The sequence below is a fragment of the Pseudomonas marginalis genome (assembly GCF_001645105.1).
GTDB lineage: Bacteria > Pseudomonadota > Gammaproteobacteria > Pseudomonadales > Pseudomonadaceae > Aquipseudomonas > Aquipseudomonas petroselini.
The window spans coordinates 272246-293383 of record NZ_LKEG01000060.1 but is presented as its reverse complement, the minus strand read 5'-3'; the positions used below and the strand labels follow the sequence as shown (position 1 = coordinate 293383).

Sequence of the window (21138 nt, the reverse complement as noted above, 5' to 3'; positions counted from 1 at the left end):
CCGCTGACTGAGCAGTTTTTATGATTTCCTAAGGCTTAGGATGAGGACGCGCGCGCACATCGTAGGCGCCACCCGTCACCGCTGTGCGCAAGGAATGTAGGGGAGCGGATATCAGAGAGACGTCCGAAAGCTGCAATTGCCAGGATCTTTCTCTCTGAGAACGGATCACGCATCATAAGGCGCATCTAGGTTGTTGCGCCTTTATGAAGGTGTCGCAAGGGAGAGAAGCTCCTTACGAGAGATCGGTGCAAAAAGCCATAAAAAAAGGGCCTAGGATTAACCTAAGCCCTTGATTTTGTTGAGTTCGCGGCGGGAAACCAGGGATTCGAACCCTGGGAACGCTATTAACGTTCGCCGGTTTTCAAGACCGGTGCATTCAACCACTCTGCCAATTTCCCGTGTATTCCGATGACGCGATGAAGCGGTACTGCAAGGTGCAACTGGAGATAGCCTTAGATAAGAACCCTGGAGACGCTATTAACGTCCGCCGGTTTTCAAGACCGGTGCATTCAACCACTCTGCCAATTTCCCTTGTGCATCACGAGATTATAATAGCCCATCCCGTCTCAGCGGGCGCCATAATACCCGAATGAAACACACTGTCAAACTCTCGCCATCGCTTGTTACAGAGCGTCTGTTATGATCTTTGCGACTGAACGTTTCAAAACCGAAGGAGTGTCGCCATGCGCGAACAGAATTACGCAGTGAATGGCAACGCGCAGGCTGAGCAGCTTGAAGTCAGCCGCGTGTTGCGCAACACCTATGGCTTGCTCGCCCTTACCCTCGCCTTCAGCGGCGTGATGGCGTTCGTGGCGCAGCAGATGCGCGTCGGCTACCCGAATATCTTTGTCGTGCTGATCGGCTTCTATGGTCTGTTCTTCCTGACCAACAAGTTGCGTGACTCGGCGTGGGGCCTGGTGTCGGCGTTTGCCTTGACCGGTTTCATGGGCTTTATCCTCGGCCCGATACTCAACCGCTACCTCGGCATGGCCGGTGGGGCGGAAGTGGTCAGTTCGGCGTTTGCCATGACGGCCCTGGTGTTTGGTGGTCTTTCGGCCTACGTGTTGATCACCCGTAAGGACATGAGCTTCCTGGGCGGCTTCATCACCGCGGGCTTCTTCGTGCTGCTGGCGGCCGTGGTCGCAGGTATGTTCTTCCAGATCAGCGGTCTGCAACTGGCGATCAGCGCAGGTTTTGTGCTGTTCTCCTCGGTGTGCATCCTGTTCCAGACCAGTGCGATCATCCACGGCGGTGAGCGCAACTACATCATGGCGACTGTCAGCCTGTATGTGTCGATCTACAACCTGTTCATCAGCCTGTTGCAGATCTTCGGCATCATGAGCCGCGACGACTGATCGCTAGCGCAATAAAAAATGCCCCGTATCGAAAGATACGGGGCATTTTTATTTCTTACGTATCGAGAGCAGCCGATCAGTACTGGTTGGGCTCCATTTCCAGATCGACCTTGAAACGCTGTGCAATGTCGCGCTGGATACGCTGCGCCAGGTTGGCGATATCGTGCCCGGTGGCACCGCCGTAGTTGACCAGCACCAGCGCCTGCAGCGTGTGCACCCCGGCATCCCCCTCACGAAAGCCCTTCCAGCCGGCCTTGTCGATCAGCCAGCCGGCCGCGAGCTTCATCTGCCCATCGGCCTGAGGGTAAGCCACCAGGTCCGGATACAGCGCCTGCAGTTCAGCCGCCAGCGCCTGGGACACCAATGGATTCTTGAAGAAACTCCCGGCATTGCCCAGCTCTGCCGGGTCCGGGAGTTTTTCCCGGCGGATGCTGCAGATGGCCCGGCTGACATCGCTCGGCGTCGCGTCGGTAATGCCCTGCCCTGCCAGACGCTGCTGCACCGGGCCGTAGTCGAGTGTGAGGTGGCTGGCGCGACTCAGGGCAAAACGCACCCTCAGGATCAGCCAGCGCCCGGTCTCGTGCTTGAACAGGCTGTCACGGTAGGCGAATTTGCATTCTTCCAGGCTGAAGTCGCGCAGTTCACCAGTGTGTCGGTCCAGGGCGGTGAGGCCGACGAACACATCCTTGATTTCCACACCGTAGGCGCCGATGTTCTGCATGGGGGCTGCGCCAACGGTGCCGGGGATCAGACTGAGGTTTTCCAGGCCGCAGAGCCCCTGTTCCAGGGTCCACAGCACGAACGGGTGCCAGGCTTCACCCGCCTCCGCTTCGACCACCACCTGCGTGCCGTCATCGTGCAGCACACGGATGCCTTTGGTGGCCATGCGCAGCACCAACGCCTGGATGTCCTGGGTCAGCAGCAAGTTGCTGCCACCGCCGATCACCAGCAACGGCACCGCATGCGCGGCTGAATAGGCCAGGGCCTCACGGACATCTTCGTCGCTGTGGGCCTCGGCGAATAGCCGGGCACGTACGTCAATGCCAAAGCTGTTGAATGGCTTGAGCGATACCTGCGCAAGCACCTGCAAGGTCATAACCGCCCCTTCAATTCGATCACCAATAAATCACAGGCACGTTCGATCAAGTCCAGGACCCGTTCGAAGCCTTGTTCACCTTCGTAATACGGGTCGGGGACTTCGTCCACTTCAGCTTCGTAACGGCGCAGGAACAGGTCCAGCTCCGCCTTGCCCTGCGCCGGCTGCATGGCCTTGAGGTTGCGCAGGTTGCTGTGGTCCATGGCCAGGATCAGGTCATAGCGCGCAAAGTCGGCGCGCGAGACCTGCTGGGCCCGCTGGGCCGACAGATCGTAGCCACGCACCAACGCCGCACGCTGGCTGCGTTGGTCCGGCGGGTTGCCGATATGCCATTCGCCGGTACCGGCGGACGCTACGTCGACCTGCCCCGCCAGCCCCGCTTCACGCAATTTATGGCGCAGTACGCCTTCTGCGGTGGGCGAGCGACAGATATTGCCCAGGCAGACAAACAGGACCTCCATCAGGCCCCCAGCAGGCGACGGACGCGCTCAAGGTCTTCCGGGGTGTCGACACCGGCCGGCGGCGCTTCCAGCGCATCGCCCACGTGGATGCGCACGCCGTGCCACAGCGCCCGCAGTTGCTCCAGGGATTCGGTGTTTTCCAACCAGCACGGGCCCCAACTGACGAAGTCATGCAGGAAACCGGCGCGGTAGGCGTATATGCCGATATGGCGGCGGTAGGGCACGCCTTCCGGCAACACATCAGGTTGCCTGGCAAACGCATCGCGGGCCCATGGCAAGGTCGAACGGCTGAACGTCAGCGCCAGGCCGTTGATGTCGCTGACCACCTTCACCACGTTCGGGTTGAACAGGGTCGCGATGTCTTCGATCGGCTCGGCCAGGGTCGCCATGCGGGCTTCGCCATGGGCTGCCAGGTTGGCGGCTACCTGGTCGATCACGCTCGGCGGGATCAACGGCTCGTCACCCTGCACATTGACCACAATGGCATCGGGCGCCAGGCCAAGTTTTGTGGCGACTTCGGCCAGGCGATCAGTGCCGGAGTTGTGATCTTCGCGCGTCAGTACGGCTTCGGCGCCGAAGCCTTGGCAGGCTTCAATGATACGCGGGTCATCGGTGGCCACCACCACGCGCTCGGCGCTGCTTTTGCAGGCCTGTTCCCACACCAGCTGGATCATCGGCTTGTCGCCGATCAGTTGCAGCGGCTTGCCCGGCAGCCGGGTCGACGCATAGCGGGAGGGAATGACAACGGTAAAGGCTGTGGTCATTTATCCAGGCGCTCATCGGTGGTCAGGGTGCGGGCTTCGCTTTCGAGCATCACCGGGATGCCATCACGGATCGGGTAAGCCAGGCCGGCGCCTTTGCTGATCAGCTCGGTTTTGTCGGCGCTGAGCTTGAGCGGGCCTTTGCAGATCGGGCAAGCGAGGATGTCGAGCAGTTTGGTGTCCATGAGTGTTTCCTGGAAAGAAGCGGTTTAAGGCAAAAGACGGGCAGGCAACAGACGCATCAACTGCGTGTCGAACCAGGCAACGAACGCCGGCGACGGCAGTGCATCCACCGCAAGGTACCACCAGTCGGGCTGGGCAAAGGCGCGGCACTTCACCGCGTCCTTCTCGGTCATGACCAGCGGCAATGACGGCGTAAAATTCAAGACCTCGGCACTGTATGGCGCGTGGTCGGCAAACGCATGGGGTATCGGCTGCCAGTGTAGCGTTTCAAGGGTATTGAAGAAACGTTGCGGGTTGCCGATGCCGGCGACCGCATGCACTGGCTGGCCCGGTGCAAAATGATCGACCGGCTGGTGCTCGCCGGTCTGTAGATTGACCAGCGCGGCGGGCTGCAAGCAAAAGGCAAAACCGTCCTCGCGGTCGCTGGCGGCGCCGTTATAGAGCAGCGCGTCGACACTCTGCAGCCGCTCCACCGGTTCGCGCAACGGCCCTGCCGGCAGGCAACGGCGGTTGCCCAGGCCACGGGCGGCGTCGATCAGCACCAGTTCAAGGTCACGGGCCAGGCGGTAATGCTGCAGGCCGTCGTCGGAGAGAATGAGGTCCAGGGTTTCACTGGCCAGCAGCGCCTTGACCGCACGGCTGCGATCGGGATCGATCATTAGCGGTACACCGCAGCGCTGCACAATCAACAAAGGTTCGTCACCTGCCACGTCAGCGCTGTGGCTGGCTTCGACCCGCCACGGCAACTGTGGTGGCTTGGCGCCATAACCGCGACTGACTACGCCCACGCGCAAGCCGCTGCGTCGGCAGTGCTCGATCAACCAGAGGATCAACGGCGTCTTGCCCGTGCCCCCCACGGTGATATTCCCGACCACGACCACCGGCACCGTCGATTGATAGATCTCGCCCTCACCCGCCAGGAAGCGTGCGCGCTTGCGTTGCACCACCCGGCGATACAGAGATTCCAGCGGCCGCAACAGTGCGAGTGCCGGATGGCCTTCGTACCAGGCCTTGAGCAAACGATCGGACATGGCCATCAGGGTGGGCTCGCCGCCTCGACGGTGGTCATGCGCAAATGGCTGAAGCCGAGCTTGCCAGCGGCATCCATCGCAGTGATCACGGCCTGGTGCTGGGTCTTGCCATCGGCGCTGATGGACAACGGCCGCTGGGTGTCACCGCCGGACTCTTTCTGCAACGCATCCATCAGGCTGGCGAGGTCGTTTTTCTCGAGCAACTGATTGTTCACGGAAAACACCCCGTCAGCGCTGATGGCGATGTCCAGTTGCTTGACTTCCTGGTCTTCGGCCGGCGAGCCGCTCACGGCTTCCGGCAGGTCGACGCGCAGCTCGGTTTGTCGGGTGAAGGTGGTGGTGACGACAAAAAACAGCAGCAGGATAAACACCACGTCGATCAGCGACGCGAGGTTGTTATCGACATTTTCCCGTTGCTTGCGGCGAAATTTCACGCTTTGCCCCCAACCAGATCCACGTCACGGTCGCCCTGCACCACTTCCACCAGTTTGATGGCTTCCTGTTCCATGCCCACCACCAGTTCATCAATGCGACGCTGCAGGAAACGGTGGAAGAATACCGAAGGAATACCCACCATCAGGCCTGCTGCCGTGGTGATCAGCGCCTTGGAAATACCACCGGCCAGCACGGCCGCGTTGGTGGTCATGCCAGAGCCCATGAACGAGCTGAAAATATCGATCATGCCCAGTACCGTACCCAGCAAACCAAGCAAGGGTGCCATGGCGGCGATGGTGCCGAGGGCGTTGATGTAGCGCTCCAGTTCATGGATGACGCGCGCGGCGGCCTCTTCGATGCACTCTTTCATGATCTCGCGACCATGCTTGGAGTTGGCCAGGCCGGCGGCGAGGATTTCACCCAACGGCGAATTGGCGCGCAGCTCCTTGAGTTTGTCCTTGTCCAACTGCTTGTTCTTGATCCAGGACCAGACCTGCCCCAGCAGGTGCTCGGGGGTAACGCGACTGGCACGCAGGGTCCACAGGCGTTCGGCGACGATGCCGAGTGCGGCGATAGAGCTCATGATGATCGGCAACATCATCCAGCCGCCGGATTTGACCAATTCCCACACAGTGAATGTCCCCTCGAAAAAGTGCGCCACTTTACCATATAGGTTCGTCGGCCACAGACCCCATCGGCCGCGGCTGCCAGAGCCTAAGGTAACCGCTCGCGCCAGAACCTGCGTTGACTGCGCGCAACAACCGGTGGTGCGAAAGCGCCCAATTGCACGCGCACAGCACCCTGCTCGGCACTGTCATACACCTGGCTGCCCAACCGCTGGTAGCGCGCCATCACCTGGGGATGCGGATGGCCGAACGCATTACCCCGCCCCCGTGAAATAAGCACGGAACCAGGGGCGAGGCGCTCCAGAAACGCCCACGACGAAGAACTGCGACTGCCATGGTGCGGCGCTTGCAACCATTCAGTGGGCACCGCCAGCGGGGAAGCGAGCATGGCCTGTTCGGCGGCGCGGTCAATGTCGCCGGTCAGCAGCAGGCGTTCGCCATTGGCCTGCACCTGCAACACGCAAGACTTCGGATTGCCACTGATGGCGCCAGGCCACTGCCAGAGTTCGAACGTCACGCCGTCCCAGGTCCAGCGCTCGCCACTGATGCACGGCCGGGTGCCGAGAAACGCCGGCAGCCCGTCGGTTTCTCCACCCACCACGCGCTTGATCGGCAGGCCCTTGGCAATCGCTGCCGCACCACCGGCATGATCGGCGTCGGCGTGGCTGAGCAGCATCAGGTCCAAGGCCGCTACCCCAAGCTTTCGCAACGACGGCAACACCACGCGGGCGCCCAGGTCAAAGGTTCCGGAGCGTGGACCGGCGTCATACAGCAAAGTGTGGTGACGCGTGCGCAAAATCAGCGACTGTCCCTGCCCGACGTCCAGCTGCACCACCTCCATCTGCCCATGGGGCACCCGTTCTTGCGGCGGAAACACCGCCAGCAACAGCATCGGCCAGCCCAGCAGCCGAAACGGCACGCCCTTGGGCAGCAGGAGCAGCACCGCACCGAGCAGACTCACCAGCCAATAGCCCAACGGCACCTCGGCCGGGATCCAGGCAGGCATGTACCCGGCCAGCCACGCCAAGCCGTTGAACAAGCCGTCCAGCGCACCGCCCGCCAGCCACAGCAATACTTCACCCACCCACGGCAGCGACAGCAACGCGGTCCCCAGCAACGCCAGCGGCAATACCACCAGGCTGATCCAGGGCACCGCAACCAGATTGGCGAACGGTGCGCTGAGGCTGATAGGCAGCCCCAGCACCAGCAAGACCGGAAACAACCCGATGGCAATCAACCACTGCGGCCGGGTCCACGCCTGCCACAGGCTCCACGGCCCCAGCCGTCCGCCAAACGCCAGGACCAGCACCGTCACCGCCGCAAACGACAGCCAGAACCCTGGCTGCAGGCTGGCCAACGGCTCCAGGACCAGCACCGCATTGAGTGCCAGCAGCAATGGCCACCACAGCCCCAGATGCCGGAAGCGCAAGCGCCACAACAACACCAACCCGACCATCACGCAGGCGCGCTGCACCGGCACGCCAAACCCTGCCAGCACGCCGTAACCCAGCGCGGCGCTGAACGCCAGGCCGCACGCCCAGGGCAGCCACGGCCAGGTTCGCGGCCAGCAGCCGTAGCGGGCCAACCCGGCGATCAACCCGTAGATCAAGCCCGCGAGCAAACCGATGTGCTGGCCGGAAATGACCAGCAGATGCACGGTGCCGGTGTCCTGCAACACCTGCCAATCGGTAGCGGCCAATCCGGAACCATCGCCCAATACCAGGGCCATCAGGCCGGCTTCCCGGCCCTGCGCATCCACCACCATCAGGCGCTGGCGCACGTTGTCACGCCAGGCGTGGCGGGCCGGTGCCAGACGCTCGCCGTCCTTCACCGTGCCGGTGGCGCCAATCCGCTGGGCCAGCAGCCAGGCTTCCTGATCAAAGCCGTGGAAATTCAGCAACCCGGCCGGTCGTTTGAGGGTGATCGCCAGGCGCCAGCGTTCACCGCTGCGCACCGGCGGCCCGCCACGCCAGGACACCCGGATGCGTGTGGGCAACCGCGCGTTACGTGACCGGCTGTCGGTCAGTACGAAACGCACGCCCTCGCCCGTCTGTTGCGGCAGACCGGTGACCCACCCTTCCACCCAACGCGTCTGGCCGTCCAATACTGGCCGCAGGCGGTCATCCAGGGCCCACTGTGCGCTGATGCACGCCCAACTCAGCCCCAGCAGGAAAAACGCCAAGGGGTAAGTGCGAAACGGCAGCAGCATCAACGCCAGCACCAGCAGGGCGATCAGCCAGCCGGTTGCCGGCAATGCCGGTAGAAAACGCAAGGCCAGCAGCCCCAGCGCAAACGTGAACATCCCTGTCCTCATGAATCATCCTTTTCAAGTGATCCACTCAGTCTTAGCCGAGCACCCAGCGCGGCCTATGATGTTTTGTCACAAAGTCTGAATTTTCTGTTTATAGAATGCGGGCATACTTGCCCCTCGAACTGACCTGGACCCCTTATGCCCCGGCGCTTATTCAAACGGTATATGCCTGATCCCAGCAGTATCCGGGAACACAAGTCATTACAGTTTCTCGGCACGTTGCTGCATGACCCGAACCTCTGGCACCTCAACCGCCACTCGGTCGCACGCGCAATGGCCGTGGGTTTGTTCGCGGCCTTTATCCCGATTCCTTTGCAGATGCTGCTGGCGGCGGTCCTGGCGATCACGGTGCGCGGCAATATGCCCATCGCGATCAGCCTGGTGTGGCTGACCAACCCGATTACCATGCCGGTGGTCTTTATCTGCACCTACATGACCGGCGCCTGGCTGATGAATGTGCCGCCCCGCAGCCTGCCCGATGACCTGACCTGGGAATGGATCAGCGGCCAACTGAGCACCTTATGGCAGCCGTTCCTGCTCGGTTCAGTGGTGTTGGGACTGGTGCTGGGCGCCCTCGCCTACTGCGTGACCATGGGCTATTGGCGCTGGTGGGTTGCCCATCAGTGGAAAAAGCGCAAACAACGCCGCGCCTAGCAGGCCCGCCAGCGCAAATGCACGCGCAGCCCTTGCCCCACACCCTGCGCACTTCGCGCTCGGTGTAGCCGATGGCCTTGAGCTTGCGGCGGTCTGCAAGTCATTCTCAAGAGCTGATTACTCAAGATTCCCCCGCTGCGGCCAATCGCCGCCGGACGCCAATTGGCTTGAAGATTGCCATCTGTCATTAATTTGCAAGATTCCTCGCCGCGCAAATGGCTACACTGCGCAGGTGGCGCGGGCCGGATGCCCGCGCAATTCCGTAGATATCAATGTGGTAGCAGGAGAGTGGCGTGCTTACAAGAATGGGGATAAAAGGCCGCGTACTGTTGCTGACGTTATTACCGACCAGCCTGATGGCCTCACTGTTGGGGGGCTATTTCACCTGGATGCAGCTCTCCGAACTGCAGACCCAACTGCTGCAACGCGGCGAAATGATCGCCGAGCAGTTGGCCCCGCTGGTTGCGCCCGCCCTGAGCGCTCGCAACACCGACCTGCTGGAGCGCATCGCCACCCAGTCCCTGGAGCAGCCGGACGTTCGCGCCGTGTCATTCCTCAGCCCGGACCGCGCATCGCTCGCCCACGCCGGCCCGACCATGCTCAACCAGCCGCCGATCGGCAACAGTTCCCACCTGCTGCAGCGCACCGGCAATGACGCCACCCGCTACTTGCTGCCGGTGTTTGGCCGCCATCGCAACCTCGCCGGCGACCTGATCCCGGATGAGGCCGATCGCCTGCTGGGCTGGGTCGAGGTGGAACTGTCCCACAATGGCATGCTGTTGCGTGGCTACCGCAGCCTGTTCGCCAGCCTGTTGCTGATCGCCATCGGCCTGATCTGCACCGCGGCGCTGGCCCTGCGCATCAGCCGTACGATCAACTCACCGATCGGCCAGATCAAGCAAGCCGTGGCCCAACTCAAGGACGGCAACCTGGAAACCCGCTTGCCACCGCTGGGCAGCCAGGAACTCGACCAACTCGCCTCGGGCATCAACCGCATGGCCGAGACCCTGCAGAATGCCCAGGAAGAACTGCAACACAGCATCGACCAGGCCACCGAAGACGTGCGCCAGAACCTGGAAACCATCGAGATCCAGAACATCGAGCTGGACCTGGCGCGCAAGGAGGCCCTGGAGGCCAGCCGCATCAAGTCGGAGTTCCTGGCCAACATGAGCCACGAGATCCGCACGCCGCTCAACGGCATCCTCGGCTTTACCCACTTGCTACAGAAGAGCGAACTCACGCCGCGCCAGCTCGATTACCTGGGCACCATCGAAAAATCCGCCGACAACCTGCTGGGCATCATCAACGAAATCCTCGATTTCTCGAAAATCGAAGCCGGCAAGCTGGTCCTCGACAGCATCCCGTTCAACCTGCGGGACTTGCTGCAAGACACCCTGACCATCCTTGCCCCCGCCGCGCATGCCAAGCAGCTGGAACTGGTGAGCCTGGTCTACCGCGACACGCCGCTGGCGCTGGTGGGCGACCCGCTGCGCCTCAAACAGATCCTCACCAACCTGATCAGCAACGCGATCAAGTTCACCCGCGAAGGCACCATCGTCGCCCGGGCGATGATCGAGGACGAGCAAGAAGACAGCGTGCAATTGCGCATCAGCGTGCAAGACACCGGCATCGGCCTGTCCAGCCAGGACGTGCGCGCGCTGTTCCAGGCCTTCAGCCAGGCCGACAACTCACTGTCGCGCCAGCCCGGCGGCACCGGGTTGGGGCTGGTGATCTCCAAGCGCCTGATCGAGCAGATGGGCGGTGAAATCGGCGTCGACAGTACGCCGGGCGAAGGCTCGGAGTTCTGGATCAGCCTGAACCTGCCCAAGACCCGTGACGACGTCGAAGACCTGCCGTCCGCGCCACTGCTGGGCCATCGTGTGGCCGTGCTGGAAAACCACGAGCTGGCGCGCCAGGCGCTGCAGCATCAACTGGAAGACTGCGGCCTGGAAGTCACGCCGTTCACCAGCCTTGAAAGCCTGACCAACGGCATCACCAGCGCCCACCAGACCGACCAGGCGATTGACCTCGCGGTCCTCGGCGTGACCGCCAATGACATCCCGCCCGAGCGCCTCAACCAGCACTTGTGGGACCTTGAACACCTGGGCTGCAAAGTGCTGGTGCTGTGCCCCACCACCGAACAGATGCTGTTCAACCAATCGGTGCCCAACCCCAACAGCCAGTTGCAGGCCAAGCCGGCGTGCACGCGCAAACTGCGCCGTGCGTTGTCCGACCTGATCAGCCCACGCCCGTCGCGCAGCGAACCGGGCGAGCCGCTCTCCAGCCGGGCGCCCCGCGTGCTGTGCGTGGACGACAACCCGGCGAACCTGCTGCTGGTGCAGACCCTGTTGGAAGACATGGGCGCACGGGTGCGTGCGGTGGAAAGCGGGTATGCGGCCATCGACGCGGTGAAACAGGACACCTTCGACCTGGTGCTGATGGACGTGCAGATGCCCGGCATGGACGGCCGCCAAAGCACCGAGGCGATCCGCCAGTGGGAAAGCGAGCGCAGCGGCACGCCATTGCCGGTGGTTGCCCTTACCGCCCACGCCATGGCCAACGAAAAACGCGCCTTGCTGCAAAGCGGCATGGACGATTACCTGACCAAACCCATCAGCGAGCGGCAACTGGCCCAGGTGGTGTTGAAATGGACCGGCCTGGCCCTGCGCAATCAAGGCCCGGAACGCGCCACCGACGGCCTCGGCCCCGGCGTGCAACTGCCGGTGCTGGATCATGAAGAAGGCTTGCGCCTGGCCGCCGGCAAGGCTGACCTGGCGGCGGATATGCTCGCCATGTTGCTGGCCTCCCTGGAGGCCGATCGCCTGGCCATCACCATTGCCCGCGACGCCAACGACAACAGCGCCCTGATCGAACGTGTGCACCGCCTGCACGGCGCGACCCGTTACTGCGGCGTACCGCAACTGCGTGCCGCCTGCCACCGCGCCGAAACCCTGCTCAAGCAGGACGACGCCAAGGCCCAGCACGCGCTGGACGAGCTGGACATGGCCATTGCCCGGCTGGCCAGCGAAGCGCGGGTCAGCGCCTGACGCTACTTTATAGGCGCTGATCACCTGTGGGAGGGGGCTTGCCCCCGATAGCGTGGTGTCAATCGAAGCATCTGTAACTGACACACACTAGTCGGGAGCAAGCCCCCTCCCACCATTGATCAGCGTTTCCGACGGATTAATTGCAGGGAGCTTTTTGATGCGCGTCATTTTTTTCAGCAGCCAAACCTACGACCGCGACAGCTTTCTCGGCGAGCCGCTGCCGCCAGGCCTGGCGCTGCAGTTCCAGCCCGCCCGGCTCAACCTCGACACGGTGGCCCTGGCCGAACACCACGAAGTGGTGTGCGCGTTTATCAACGACGACCTCAGCGCCCCGGTGCTGGAACAGTTGGCCAAGGGCGGCACGCGGCTGATCGCCCTGCGCTCGGCGGGCTACAACCATGTGGACCTGACCGCCGCCAAACGCCTGGGACTGACCGTCGTGCGCGTGCCGGCCTATTCGCCCCACGCGGTGGCCGAACACGCGGTCGCGCTGATCCTCGCGCTTAACCGCCGCCTGCACCGCGCCTACAACCGCACCCGTGATGGCGATTTCAGCCTGCATGGCCTCACCGGTTTCGACCTGGTGGGCAAGACCGTCGGCGTGGTCGGTACCGGGCAGATCGGCGCCACCTTCGCCAAGATCATGGCCGGCTTCGGTTGCCGACTGCTCGCCTATGACCCCTTCCCCAATCCGCAGGTCGAGGCCCTGGGCGCGCGCTACGTAACCCTGCCCGAATTGCTGGCCCAGGCGCAGATCATCAGCCTGCACTGCCCGCTCACCGCCGACAGCAAACACGTGATCAACGCCCGCTCGCTGGCGCAGATGCAGCCCGGCGCGATGCTGATCAACACCGGCCGCGGCGGGCTGGTCGACACCCCGGCGCTGATCGAGGCGCTCAAGGACGGCCAACTCGGCTACCTCGGGCTGGATGTGTATGAGGAAGAAGCGCAGCTGTTTTTCGAGGACCGCTCCGACCTGCCCCTGCAGGACGACGTCCTCGCGCGCCTGCTGACCTTCCCCACTGTGATCATCACCGCCCACCAGGCGTTTCTCACCCGCGAAGCCCTGGCGGCCATCGCCGGTACCACGTTGGCCAACATTGTCGCCTGGGCCGAGGGCCGGGCGCAGAACCTGGTCGAAGGATGATCAGCGGTCACATACCAGGCTCATGATGAGCCGGCACCCGTGATAGGATGCCGCGCCTATTTGGAGGATCCATGGCCGAACACGATTTCCGCTTCAGTTTGCTGAGCCCGCAACACACCCTGATCGAATGCCGCGCCCTGGTGCCGGGCCGTTACCAGGTGACTGGCAACGGTGGTTCGATCAAGCATGGCGACGTGCTGATCGTCACCCTGCGCGGTAGTAAAACCCTGTCGATGCGCCTCACCGTCGAAGGTGACGCGCGCTACTCCATCCGCCCGGCGGGCCAGTGGGTCGCGATGGCCCAGGGGCCGAAGTTCGGCGAGTTGGAGATTCACACCTGGAAGGTCAACTGCGACAGCTGCGATGCGGTGTTGGAGTTCGAATTTGCGGTGGAAACCAAGCTGACCAAAGCGCCGCTGCAACCGGCCGCCAATGCGCGGATCGCCGAGTTGAGCTGGGCCAGCGAGGGCGACAAGCACCGCTGCCCTAAATGCCAGAAGGCCGCACAATGAAAGGCCTGCTTCTGCTCGCCGCCGTCGGTGCGGCCTTGACGGGCTGTGCCGGGGACTCGGTCAAGCTCAAGCAGGATCACAGCTACGTGGTGGAATGGATTGGCGAACGGCCGCTGATGGATTACGCGCACCTGACCGTCACCCTCGGCGCCGATGGCCGCGCCTACGGCAATGGCGGCTGCAACCATTGGTTTGCGCCGTACACCCTGGAGGGCGACACGCTCAGCTTCGGCAAGATCGGCAGCACTCGCAAACTCTGCGGCGAAGCCCTGATGGAACAGGAACACCGCTTCTTCCAGGCCCTGCAAGGCGTGCAGCGCTGGGACATCTCGCCGATCGAACAGACGCGGTTCTGGCCGGCCGAAGGCAAGCCGATTCGCCTGTGGCTCGAAGAAGGCTGATTTTTCCACTCTATGGATTGATGGAAGCTAAATGTGGGAGGTGGCAAGCCCCCTCCCACAGTTATTTTGAGTTGTGGCTTTAACCGCGCAAGGCCTTGAGCTTGGCCAGCACCCCTTCCGCCGTCTGCTCACCCATCAACTGCTCGCGCACCTTGCCCTTGTCATCAATGATGTAGGTCACCGGCAACGCCTCGCTGCGTGGAATATCGAAGATCCCCTCCGGGTTCTGCGCCAGCACCGTGAACTTGATACCCAGCTTCTCACTGGCTTCCTTCAGTTCGGCGCCCTGCACATTGTCGAAGTTGACCCCGAACACGCCCACGTTCTGCGCCTTCAGTTGTTCGGCCAAGGCATTGAGCTCGGGGATTTCCGTGCGGCACGGGCCACACCATTCAGCCCAGTAATTGACCACCAGCCACTGCTTGTCCAAGCGCTCGGCCGCCACTTTCTGGCCATATTGGTCAACGCCGTAATCGTTACCGCAGCCGCTGAGCAGCAGGGTTGTGATGATCGCCAATGCACCGATCAGTCGCCTAGTCATGGGGTAATCCTTCGCAAAAATGAACGTTGGCTGCGACCTATCGCCTCTTACGGTTTAAGGACGGGTCGCTGCGCGGGTAGAATACCCGCCACCTTACGCAAGATGCGACCCGCACATGACCGATCTGACGCTTTATCACAACCCGCGCTGCTCGAAATCCCGCGGTGCGCTGGAACTGCTGGAAGCCCGCGGCCTCACGCCTACCGTGGTGCGTTACCTGGAAACCCCGCTGGACGCCGCACAGTTGAAGGCGTTGCTGGGCAAACTGGGGATCAGCGCGCGCCAACTGCTGCGCAGCGGTGAAGACGAATACAAGACCCTCAACCTGGCCGACGCCAGCCTCAGCGAAGCCCAATTGATCGCTGCCATCGCCGCGCACCCGAAGCTGATGGAACGCCCGATCCTGGAGACCGCCGACAAAGCCATCATTGGCCGTCCGCCGGAAAACGTAGTGGAGATCCTGCCGTGACGTCGCCGTATGTGCTGGTGTTGTATTACAGCCGCAACGGCTCCGTGAGCGAAATGGCCCGGCAGATTGCCCGGGGCATCGAGCAAGGCGGGATGGAAGCCCGGCTGCGCACCGTGCCGGCGATCTCCACCGAGTGCGAAGCCGTGGCGCCGAGCATTCCGGAGGAAGGCGCGCTGTATGCCAGCCTCGATGACCTGAAGCACTGCTCGGGCCTGGCCCTGGGCAGCCCGACCCGCTTCGGCAACATGGCTGCGCCGCTCAAGTATTTCCTCGACGGCACCATCAACCTGTGGCTTACCGGCGCCCTCGTCGGCAAGCCGGCCGGTGTGTTTACCTCCACCGCCAGCCTGCATGGCGGCCAGGAGACCACGCTGATGTCGATGCTGCTGCCGTTGCTGCACCACGGCATGCTCATCACCGGCCTGCCCTACAGCGAACAAGCGTTGCTCGATACGCAGGGCGGCGGCACGCCGTATGGTGCCAGCCACCATGCGGGGCCGGACGGCAAGCGCCTGCTCGATCAACATGAAATCGCCCTGTGCCGCGCCCTTGGCCTGCGCCTGGCCAACACTGCCACGCTGCTGGAGAACGGCCGTGGCCAGAAAGCCTAAGGTCCTGCCGCCCCAGGCGTGGCTCGAGCCACGGGTCAAGGTGGCCCGGGCACTGAGCCTGCTGGCGTTTTTTGGCCTGGTGGGTTTGCTCTGCGTGTACTACCTGTTCGTCGCTGACCTGCACGGCGCACGGCCGTGGGTGATCCTGCTGATCGAATTGGTGCCACTGCTGATGCTGGCGCCAGGCATGCTGCTGGGCAGCGCACGCGGGCATTCGTGGATGTGCTTTGTGGTGAACCTGTATTTCATCAAGGGCGCGCTGGCGGCGTATGACCCGAACCGGCAAGGGTTCGGGGTGCTGGAGATGCTAGCGAGCCTGGCGGTGTTTTGTACGGCATTGCTGTATGTGCGGTGGCGGCATCAGCTCAATCGCCGCCTGGCCGTTGATTCGCAACCCAACTGATCACACCCTGTGGCGAGGGAGCTTGCTCCCGTTAGGCTGCGCAGCAGCCCCAAGATCGTTTGGGAGCGCTTCGCACTCCAGCGGGAGCAAGCTCCCTCGCCACGATAAGCGCTGATCAGTGGTTGACGGTGTAGGCCAACATCATCGACAACTGGCACATCGGCCGGCCACTCTCGGCATGCCACTGGTTGAACGCGCCCTGCACCGTCGCCAGGTCGCGCAGGCTGGTCGGCGCCTTATCAACGATCTTCTGCGCGTTCAGCGCGGCGACCACGTCATCACTCGGCACAAACGTATCCTTGCCGACCATGCGCAAGAAACGCGGCGCTGACAGCCCGCCGAGTTGATGGCCGTGCTTGCTCAGGTACTTCCACAGTCCGACGATATCGGTCACCGGCCAGTCGGCGACAAACGCGCCGAAGCTGCCCTTCTCCTGCTCAATGTCGAGGATCATCTGCGCATTGCGCGGCACACTCTTGAGCTTGCCCAGGTGGCGGATGATCCGCGTGTCCTGCATCAGCCGCTCCAGGTGCTCAGCGCCCATCAGCACGACCTTTTCCGGGTCGAAGCCAAAAAACACCTGTTCGAACGCCGGCCACTTGGCATCGACCACGCTGTGCTTCAAGCCCGCACGAAACACGCGCAGCGCCAGGGTCGACAGGTAGCGATCATCACTGATCTTGCGCAACTGCGCCGCAGTCTTGGGAACAGGCAGATGGGCTTCCAACTCGGCCGCCGAACCGAAGCGGTTCAGACAATATTCGTGCAGCCACTTGTAATCGCGCATGCCCTCTCCTGGCAATTGAATTGAAAACGGCGCCCGCGAGCGCCGTGTGTCAGAGCATCGAATCAGCTCAGAGGTTCACAACATTAACGAAGCGCGACGCGGCGGTTTCATCAATCTTCAGGCTGGCGAAGTCGAACAGGTTGCGGTCGGCCAACTGCGAGGGGATCACATTCTGCAGACTGCGGAAGATGCTTTCGGAACGACCTGGGGTCTTGCGCTCCCAGTCCAGCAGCATTTCCTTGACCACCTGGCGCTGCAGGTTCTCCTGGGAACCGCACAAGTTGCACGGGATGATCGGGAACTGCTTGAAGTCGGAGTAGGCCTGGATGTCTTTCTCGTTGCAATACGCCAGCGGGCGGATCACCACGTTGCGCCCGTCATCGGCCCGCAGCTTGGGCGGCATGGCCTTGAGCGAGCCGTTGAAGAACATGTTGAGGAAGAAGGTCTCGACGATGTCATCTCGATGATGACCCAGGGCCATCTTGGTCGCACCGATCTCATCGGCGAAGGTGTAGAGCGTGCCACGGCGCAGGCGCGAGCACAGCGAGCAGGTGGTCTTGCCTTCCGGAATCAGTTCCTTGACCACCGAATAGGTGTCCTTTTCAACGATGTGGTACTCGACGCCCAACTCTTTGAGATAGGCCGGCAGCACATGTTCAGGGAAACCTGGCTGTTTCTGGTCCATGTTAACGGCGACGATCTCGAACTGGATCGGCGCGACTTTTTGCAGATGCAGCAGCACGTCGAGCAGGGTGTAGCTGTCTTTGCCGCCGGAGAGGCAGACCATGACCTTGTCGCCGTCCTCGATCATATTGAAATCGGCGACCGCTTCACCGGCCAGGCGACGCAGGCGTTTTTGCAGTTTGTTCTGGTTGACCGTAAGAGTGCCCATGGCGCTTGGATCCGCAAAAGGTGTGTGACGAAAAGCCGGGTATTTTACCTTCATGACCCGCTGAGTTCCAATGTGGGAGTGGGCTTGCTGTGGTGAGCGGGCTTGCCCCGCGCTGGGCTGCGCAGCAGCCCCATTGGCTAGGCGATGAAAGCCCCCCCCTCCCACCTTGAATCACATCGCCACCTACAGACCCCGCCGCGATTAACCCCCGTGTTTACAGCGCAATTTGCTCTAAAGGCCTTACAGTCATTCCGGTCATCCCTTCCTATACTGCGACTAGAGGTCGCACATGTATCCAGGACCTTTGAGGCCATTTGGCCCGTGGGCGCTCCGATGGGGGGCGATGGTAACAACGACAGGAGTGACTGGCATGATCCATCACGTCGTGGGGCTGTTTACCCATCCCGACCAGGAATGGCGGGAAATCCGTGGCGATAAAGAAGAAAGCATCGGCCACATGTACCTCACCCATACCTTGATTCTCGCGGCGATCCCCGCCGTATCCGCCTTTATCGGCACCACCCAGGTCGGCTGGGTCATCGGCAACCGCGCGCCGGTGATGCTGACCCAGGAAAGCGCCCTGTGGATGACCATCATGTCCTACGCCGCCATGCTCGGCGGCGTGGCAGTGATGGGAGCGTTCATTCACTGGATGGCACGCACCTACGATGCCAACCCCAGCATGGCGCGCTGCGTGGCGTTTGCCACCTACACCGCGACGCCGCTGTTCATCGGCGGGCTGGCCGCGCTCTATCCGCATATGTGGCTGGGCATGGTGGTGGGCACGGCGGCCATTTGTTACACGGTGTACCTGCTGTACGTGGGGCTGCCGACGTTCATGAGCATCGACCCGGACGAGGGTTTCCTGTTTTCCAGCTCGGTGCTGGCCGTGGGCCTGGTGGTACTGGTGGCGATCATGGCGTTTACCGTGATCGTCTGGGGCTTGGGCGTGGGTCCGATCTACACCAACTGAGCGGATAAATCCGTAGGCAAGGCCACCGCAAGGTGGCTTTGTGCGTTATGCATGACCATTCGGCGCCTGACAGATTCGGAAACACCCAGCTTTGCGGCATACTGGACGTCTCTGGAGATATGTACAGCATGCCCGAGCAACTCAATACCCGCGTCGAAGATTGTTTCCTACAAGCCGAATCCTTTTTCAAACGAAGCTTCAAACGCCCCCAGGTCAGCCTCAAGCTGCGGGGCCAGAAGGCCGGTGTCGCGCATTTGCACGAGAACCTGCTGCGTTTCAACCCACAGTTGTACCGTGAGAACAGCCAACACTTCCTCAAACAGACCGTGGCCCATGAAGTGGCGCACTTGATTGCCCACCAATTGTTCGGCGAGCGCATCCAGCCCCATGGCGAGGAATGGCAATTGATCATGCGCGGGGTCTATGAACTGCCGCCGGACCGTTGCCACACCTATGAAGTGAAGCGCCGTCAGGTGACTCGCTATATCTACCGATGCCCGTGTGCGGACAGTGACTTTCCGTTTTCGTCACAGCGCCATGGCATGGTGGCTCAGGGGCGGCGGTATTTGTGTCGGCGGTGTCGCCAGACCTTGGTGTTTACCGGGGAAACCCGCGTGGAGTAAGGGCCTCAACGGGGGCAAGCACCCTCCCACATCCAAAGGGTGAACCGGGTAAAAATGTGGGAGGGGGCTTGCTCCCGATGGCGTCGGTTCAGTCACCCTACAACCCTGGCCCGCCGCAAGTCCTCTATGCGCTGAGCACTGAACCCCAACTCCGCCAATACCTCATCACTGTGCGCCCCAACCGCAGCGCCCATATGCCTGGGCTCAGGCAACCCCTCGGAAAACTTCAGCGGGCAGGCCAGTTGCGCCTGGGTCGAGCCATCGCCCCGTGGCACCTGGCTCACCAACGCCCGCGCCTTCAACTGCGGATGCTCCACCGCCTCACGCAAGCTCAGCACCGGTTCCACACACGCATCCACTGCGGCGAACAACGCGCACAACTCATCAAAGCTGCGCTTCTCAAACTCGACCTGCAGCGCCTGCTTCAGCGCTGGCTGCTGATCAGGCCTCAGGCCCATCGACACCAAATCCGGACGCCCCAACGCGTCACACAATGGCTGCATGAACGCGGGCTCCAGGCTGCCCACCGACATCCAGCGCCCATCCCGCGAGCGGTAATAGTCGTAGAAGCTGCCGCCATTGAGCACGTGGCCTTCCCGCTCCGGTTCCACCCCACACGCCAGGTAACCCGCGCCGGCCATGGCGTTCAGGCTGAACGAGCAGTCGGTCATGCTCACGTCCAAGTATTGGCCGACCCCGCTCTGCTGCCGGGCGATAACCGCCGCAAGCAGCCCCACCACCGCATGCAGCGAACCGCCGCCCACATCCGCCAACTGCACGCCCAGCGGCAACGGCCCGGTGTCCTGGCGTCCGGTGTAGCTGGCCACCCCGGCCAGCGCCAGGTAATTGATATCGTGCCCGGCGCGGTCCTTGTAGGGCCCGGTCTGGCCGTATCCGGTGATCGACACATAGATCAGCCGGGGGTTGATCGCCTTCAATGCCTCATACTCCAGCCCCAACCGCTCCATCACCCCCGGTCGGAACTGTTCGAGCACAATGTCGTACTCTTTCACCAACGCCCGTACGATCTCCAGCGCCTCGGCCTGCTTGAGGTCCAGCGCCAGGCTACGCTTGTTGCGATTGAGGTAGGCATGGCTGGCTGACGTGCCCTGGTCGTGAGGCGGCAGGACGCGCAACAGGTCCATGCGCGTGGGCGATTCGATGCGCAGCACCTCGGCGCCCATGTCCGCCAGCATTAACGAGGCGAATGGACCAGGCAGCAAGGTAGAAAAATCCAACACTTTGAGTGACGCCAAGGGACCTGACATGGAAACTCCATTTCGGCATTTGAATGCCCACAGACTAGGCAGCCTTGCGCCTACCGGCAATCGCCTGAACAGTCATCGACAGTGACCGTTTTGATCACGGCGGGCTTTTTCAGGGCGACGGCTTTATCATTGGCCGACGTTTGCTTGCAGAGTGTTCCATGAAGTTTGCGATTGCACTGTTTTCCGCCGCCCACGCGCCCTCCTCGCGCCGCGCTCTGCTGTTCGCCCAGGCGGCGCTGGCCGGCGGGCATGAGATTGTGCGGCTGTTTTTCTATCAGGACGGCGTCTACAGCGCGTCCAATAACGTCGTTGCGCCCCAGGACGAACAAGACATTGCCCACCAATGGCGCGAGTTTGTCAGCGCGCACCAGCTTGATAGCGTGGTGTGCATCGCCGCCGCCTTGCGCCGTGGCGTGCTCAACCAGGAGGAGGCCACGCGCTATCAACGCAGCGCGGTCAACCTCGAGGCGCCTTGGGAGCTGTCTGGCTTGGGGCAATTGCACGACGCCACCCAGGCCGCCGACCGCCTGATCTGTTTTGGAGGGCCGTGA

24 protein-coding genes and 1 tRNA gene are annotated in these 21138 nt (G+C 62.3%); 12 read left to right on the top strand and 13 right to left on the bottom strand.

Going from position 1 to position 21138, the window contains the following annotated elements; genetic code table 11:
* Positions 1–310: 310 nt before the first annotated feature.
* Positions 311–398 (bottom strand) — tRNA-Ser (locus AO064_RS29125).
* Between the two features lie 285 nt (positions 399–683).
* Here AO064_RS29125 and AO064_RS29120 point away from each other — a divergent pair.
* Positions 684–1355 (top strand): Bax inhibitor-1/YccA family protein, encoded by a 672-nt coding sequence (locus tag AO064_RS29120; RefSeq protein WP_003174664.1) that lies wholly within the window; start codon positions 684–686, stop codon positions 1353–1355.
* A 76-nt stretch (positions 1356–1431) separates the two neighbouring features.
* Here the strand turns inward: AO064_RS29120 and murB are convergent, their stop codons facing one another.
* The 8 genes from murB to AO064_RS29080 all read right to left on the bottom strand — a co-directional run bounded on the left by murB (position 1432) and on the right by AO064_RS29080 (position 8262).
* The gene (gene murB / locus AO064_RS29115; protein WP_064055419.1) at positions 1432–2451 is read right to left on the bottom strand and encodes a UDP-N-acetylmuramate dehydrogenase; all 1020 of its coding nucleotides are present in this window, start codon (positions 2449–2451) and stop codon (positions 1432–1434) included.
* The gene (locus AO064_RS29110) at positions 2448–2912 is read right to left on the bottom strand and encodes a low molecular weight protein-tyrosine-phosphatase (RefSeq protein WP_064055418.1); all 465 of its coding nucleotides are present in this window, start codon (positions 2910–2912) and stop codon (positions 2448–2450) included. Before AO064_RS29110 ends, murB begins: the two co-directional genes overlap by 4 nt.
* Complete coding sequence (gene kdsB / locus AO064_RS29105; protein WP_064055417.1) at positions 2912–3676, bottom strand: 3-deoxy-manno-octulosonate cytidylyltransferase; 765 nt, start codon at positions 3674–3676, stop codon at positions 2912–2914. The genes AO064_RS29110 and kdsB overlap by 1 nt, the downstream gene beginning before the upstream one ends.
* Positions 3673–3858: a Trm112 family protein gene (locus tag AO064_RS29100; RefSeq protein WP_003174668.1), complete on the bottom strand. Its 186-nt coding sequence runs from the start codon at positions 3856–3858 to the stop codon at positions 3673–3675. The genes kdsB and AO064_RS29100 overlap by 4 nt, the downstream gene beginning before the upstream one ends.
* 24 nt (positions 3859–3882) lie before the next feature.
* Positions 3883–4893 carry a tetraacyldisaccharide 4'-kinase gene (lpxK, locus tag AO064_RS29095; RefSeq protein WP_064055416.1) on the bottom strand — a complete coding sequence of 337 codons (1011 nt, stop codon included), beginning with the start codon at positions 4891–4893 and terminating at the stop codon, positions 3883–3885.
* On the bottom strand, positions 4893–5321 hold the full coding sequence (locus AO064_RS29090) for an ExbD/TolR family protein (protein WP_064055415.1): 429 nt from the start codon (positions 5319–5321) through the stop codon (positions 4893–4895). The genes lpxK and AO064_RS29090 overlap by 1 nt, the downstream gene beginning before the upstream one ends.
* Positions 5318–5953, bottom strand: a complete 636-nt coding sequence (locus AO064_RS29085; protein ID WP_012724911.1) for a MotA/TolQ/ExbB proton channel family protein — start codon at positions 5951–5953, stop codon at positions 5318–5320. The genes AO064_RS29090 and AO064_RS29085 overlap by 4 nt, the downstream gene beginning before the upstream one ends.
* Positions 5954–6036: 83 nt before the next feature.
* Positions 6037–8262, bottom strand: a complete 2226-nt coding sequence (locus tag AO064_RS29080) for a DNA internalization-related competence protein ComEC/Rec2 (protein ID WP_064055414.1) — start codon at positions 8260–8262, stop codon at positions 6037–6039.
* 135 nt (positions 8263–8397) lie between these two features.
* On the opposite strand from AO064_RS29080, the gene AO064_RS29075 reads away from it, so the two are divergent.
* The 5 genes from AO064_RS29075 (at position 8398) to AO064_RS29055 (ending at position 14020) form a co-directional block, all read left to right on the top strand.
* The gene (locus tag AO064_RS29075) at positions 8398–8913 is read left to right on the top strand and encodes a DUF2062 domain-containing protein (RefSeq protein ID WP_064055413.1); all 516 of its coding nucleotides are present in this window, start codon (positions 8398–8400) and stop codon (positions 8911–8913) included.
* Between the two features lie 293 nt (positions 8914–9206).
* Positions 9207–11960 carry a response regulator gene (locus tag AO064_RS29070; protein ID WP_064055412.1) on the top strand — a complete coding sequence of 918 codons (2754 nt, stop codon included), beginning with the start codon at positions 9207–9209 and terminating at the stop codon, positions 11958–11960.
* A 157-nt stretch (positions 11961–12117) separates the two neighbouring features.
* Positions 12118–13107, top strand: coding sequence for a 2-hydroxyacid dehydrogenase (locus tag AO064_RS29065; protein WP_064055411.1), 990 nt, complete (start codon positions 12118–12120; stop codon positions 13105–13107).
* Positions 13108–13178: 71 nt separating this feature from the next.
* Positions 13179–13619, top strand: coding sequence for a hypothetical protein (locus tag AO064_RS29060; RefSeq protein ID WP_064055410.1), 441 nt, complete (start codon positions 13179–13181; stop codon positions 13617–13619).
* Entirely contained in the window at positions 13616–14020 is a 405-nt protein-coding gene (locus AO064_RS29055; protein ID WP_064055409.1) for an META domain-containing protein, read from the top strand. Before AO064_RS29060 ends, AO064_RS29055 begins: the two co-directional genes overlap by 4 nt.
* Positions 14021–14099: 79 nt before the next feature.
* Here AO064_RS29055 and AO064_RS29050 read toward each other — a convergent pair whose 3' ends face one another.
* Complete coding sequence (locus AO064_RS29050; RefSeq protein WP_012724918.1) at positions 14100–14561, bottom strand: TlpA disulfide reductase family protein; 462 nt, start codon at positions 14559–14561, stop codon at positions 14100–14102.
* A gap of 115 nt (positions 14562–14676) precedes the next feature.
* Between AO064_RS29050 and arsC the strand changes: the two genes are divergently transcribed.
* From arsC to AO064_RS29035, 3 genes are read left to right on the top strand one after another with little or no spacing between them, the layout of a single operon-like run.
* Positions 14677–15030, top strand: coding sequence for an arsenate reductase (glutaredoxin) (arsC, locus tag AO064_RS29045; protein WP_012724919.1), 354 nt, complete (start codon positions 14677–14679; stop codon positions 15028–15030).
* Positions 15027–15641, top strand: a complete 615-nt coding sequence (gene wrbA / locus AO064_RS29040; RefSeq protein WP_064055408.1) for an NAD(P)H:quinone oxidoreductase — start codon at positions 15027–15029, stop codon at positions 15639–15641. The genes arsC and wrbA overlap by 4 nt, the downstream gene beginning before the upstream one ends.
* Positions 15625–16044: a DUF2069 domain-containing protein gene (locus AO064_RS29035; protein WP_064055407.1), complete on the top strand. Its 420-nt coding sequence runs from the start codon at positions 15625–15627 to the stop codon at positions 16042–16044. The genes wrbA and AO064_RS29035 overlap by 17 nt, the downstream gene beginning before the upstream one ends.
* A 115-nt stretch (positions 16045–16159) precedes the next feature.
* On the opposite strand, the gene AO064_RS29030 is transcribed toward AO064_RS29035, so the two are convergent.
* Together AO064_RS29030 and ttcA are read right to left on the bottom strand one after the other, a co-directional pair.
* Positions 16160–16831, bottom strand: a complete 672-nt coding sequence (locus AO064_RS29030) for a DNA-3-methyladenine glycosylase I (protein WP_012724922.1) — start codon at positions 16829–16831, stop codon at positions 16160–16162.
* Positions 16832–16898: 67 nt separating this feature from the next.
* Positions 16899–17723, bottom strand: a complete 825-nt coding sequence (gene ttcA / locus AO064_RS29025; RefSeq protein ID WP_064055406.1) for a tRNA 2-thiocytidine(32) synthetase TtcA — start codon at positions 17721–17723, stop codon at positions 16899–16901.
* A gap of 370 nt (positions 17724–18093) precedes the next feature.
* Here ttcA and AO064_RS29020 point away from each other — a divergent pair, with 370 nt between their 5' ends.
* On the top strand, positions 18094–18696 hold the full coding sequence (locus AO064_RS29020) for a Yip1 family protein (RefSeq protein ID WP_064055405.1): 603 nt from the start codon (positions 18094–18096) through the stop codon (positions 18694–18696).
* A 128-nt stretch (positions 18697–18824) separates the two neighbouring features.
* Positions 18825–19319 (top strand): SprT family zinc-dependent metalloprotease, encoded by a 495-nt coding sequence (locus AO064_RS29015; RefSeq protein WP_010209629.1) that lies wholly within the window; start codon positions 18825–18827, stop codon positions 19317–19319.
* A gap of 92 nt (positions 19320–19411) precedes the next feature.
* Here the strand turns inward: AO064_RS29015 and AO064_RS29010 are convergent, their stop codons facing one another.
* Entirely contained in the window at positions 19412–20587 is a 1176-nt protein-coding gene (locus tag AO064_RS29010; protein ID WP_064055404.1) for a CaiB/BaiF CoA transferase family protein, read from the bottom strand.
* A gap of 158 nt (positions 20588–20745) precedes the next feature.
* On the opposite strand from AO064_RS29010, the gene tusD reads away from it, so the two are divergent.
* Positions 20746–21138: a sulfurtransferase complex subunit TusD gene (tusD, locus tag AO064_RS29005; protein WP_064055403.1), complete on the top strand. Its 393-nt coding sequence runs from the start codon at positions 20746–20748 to the stop codon at positions 21136–21138.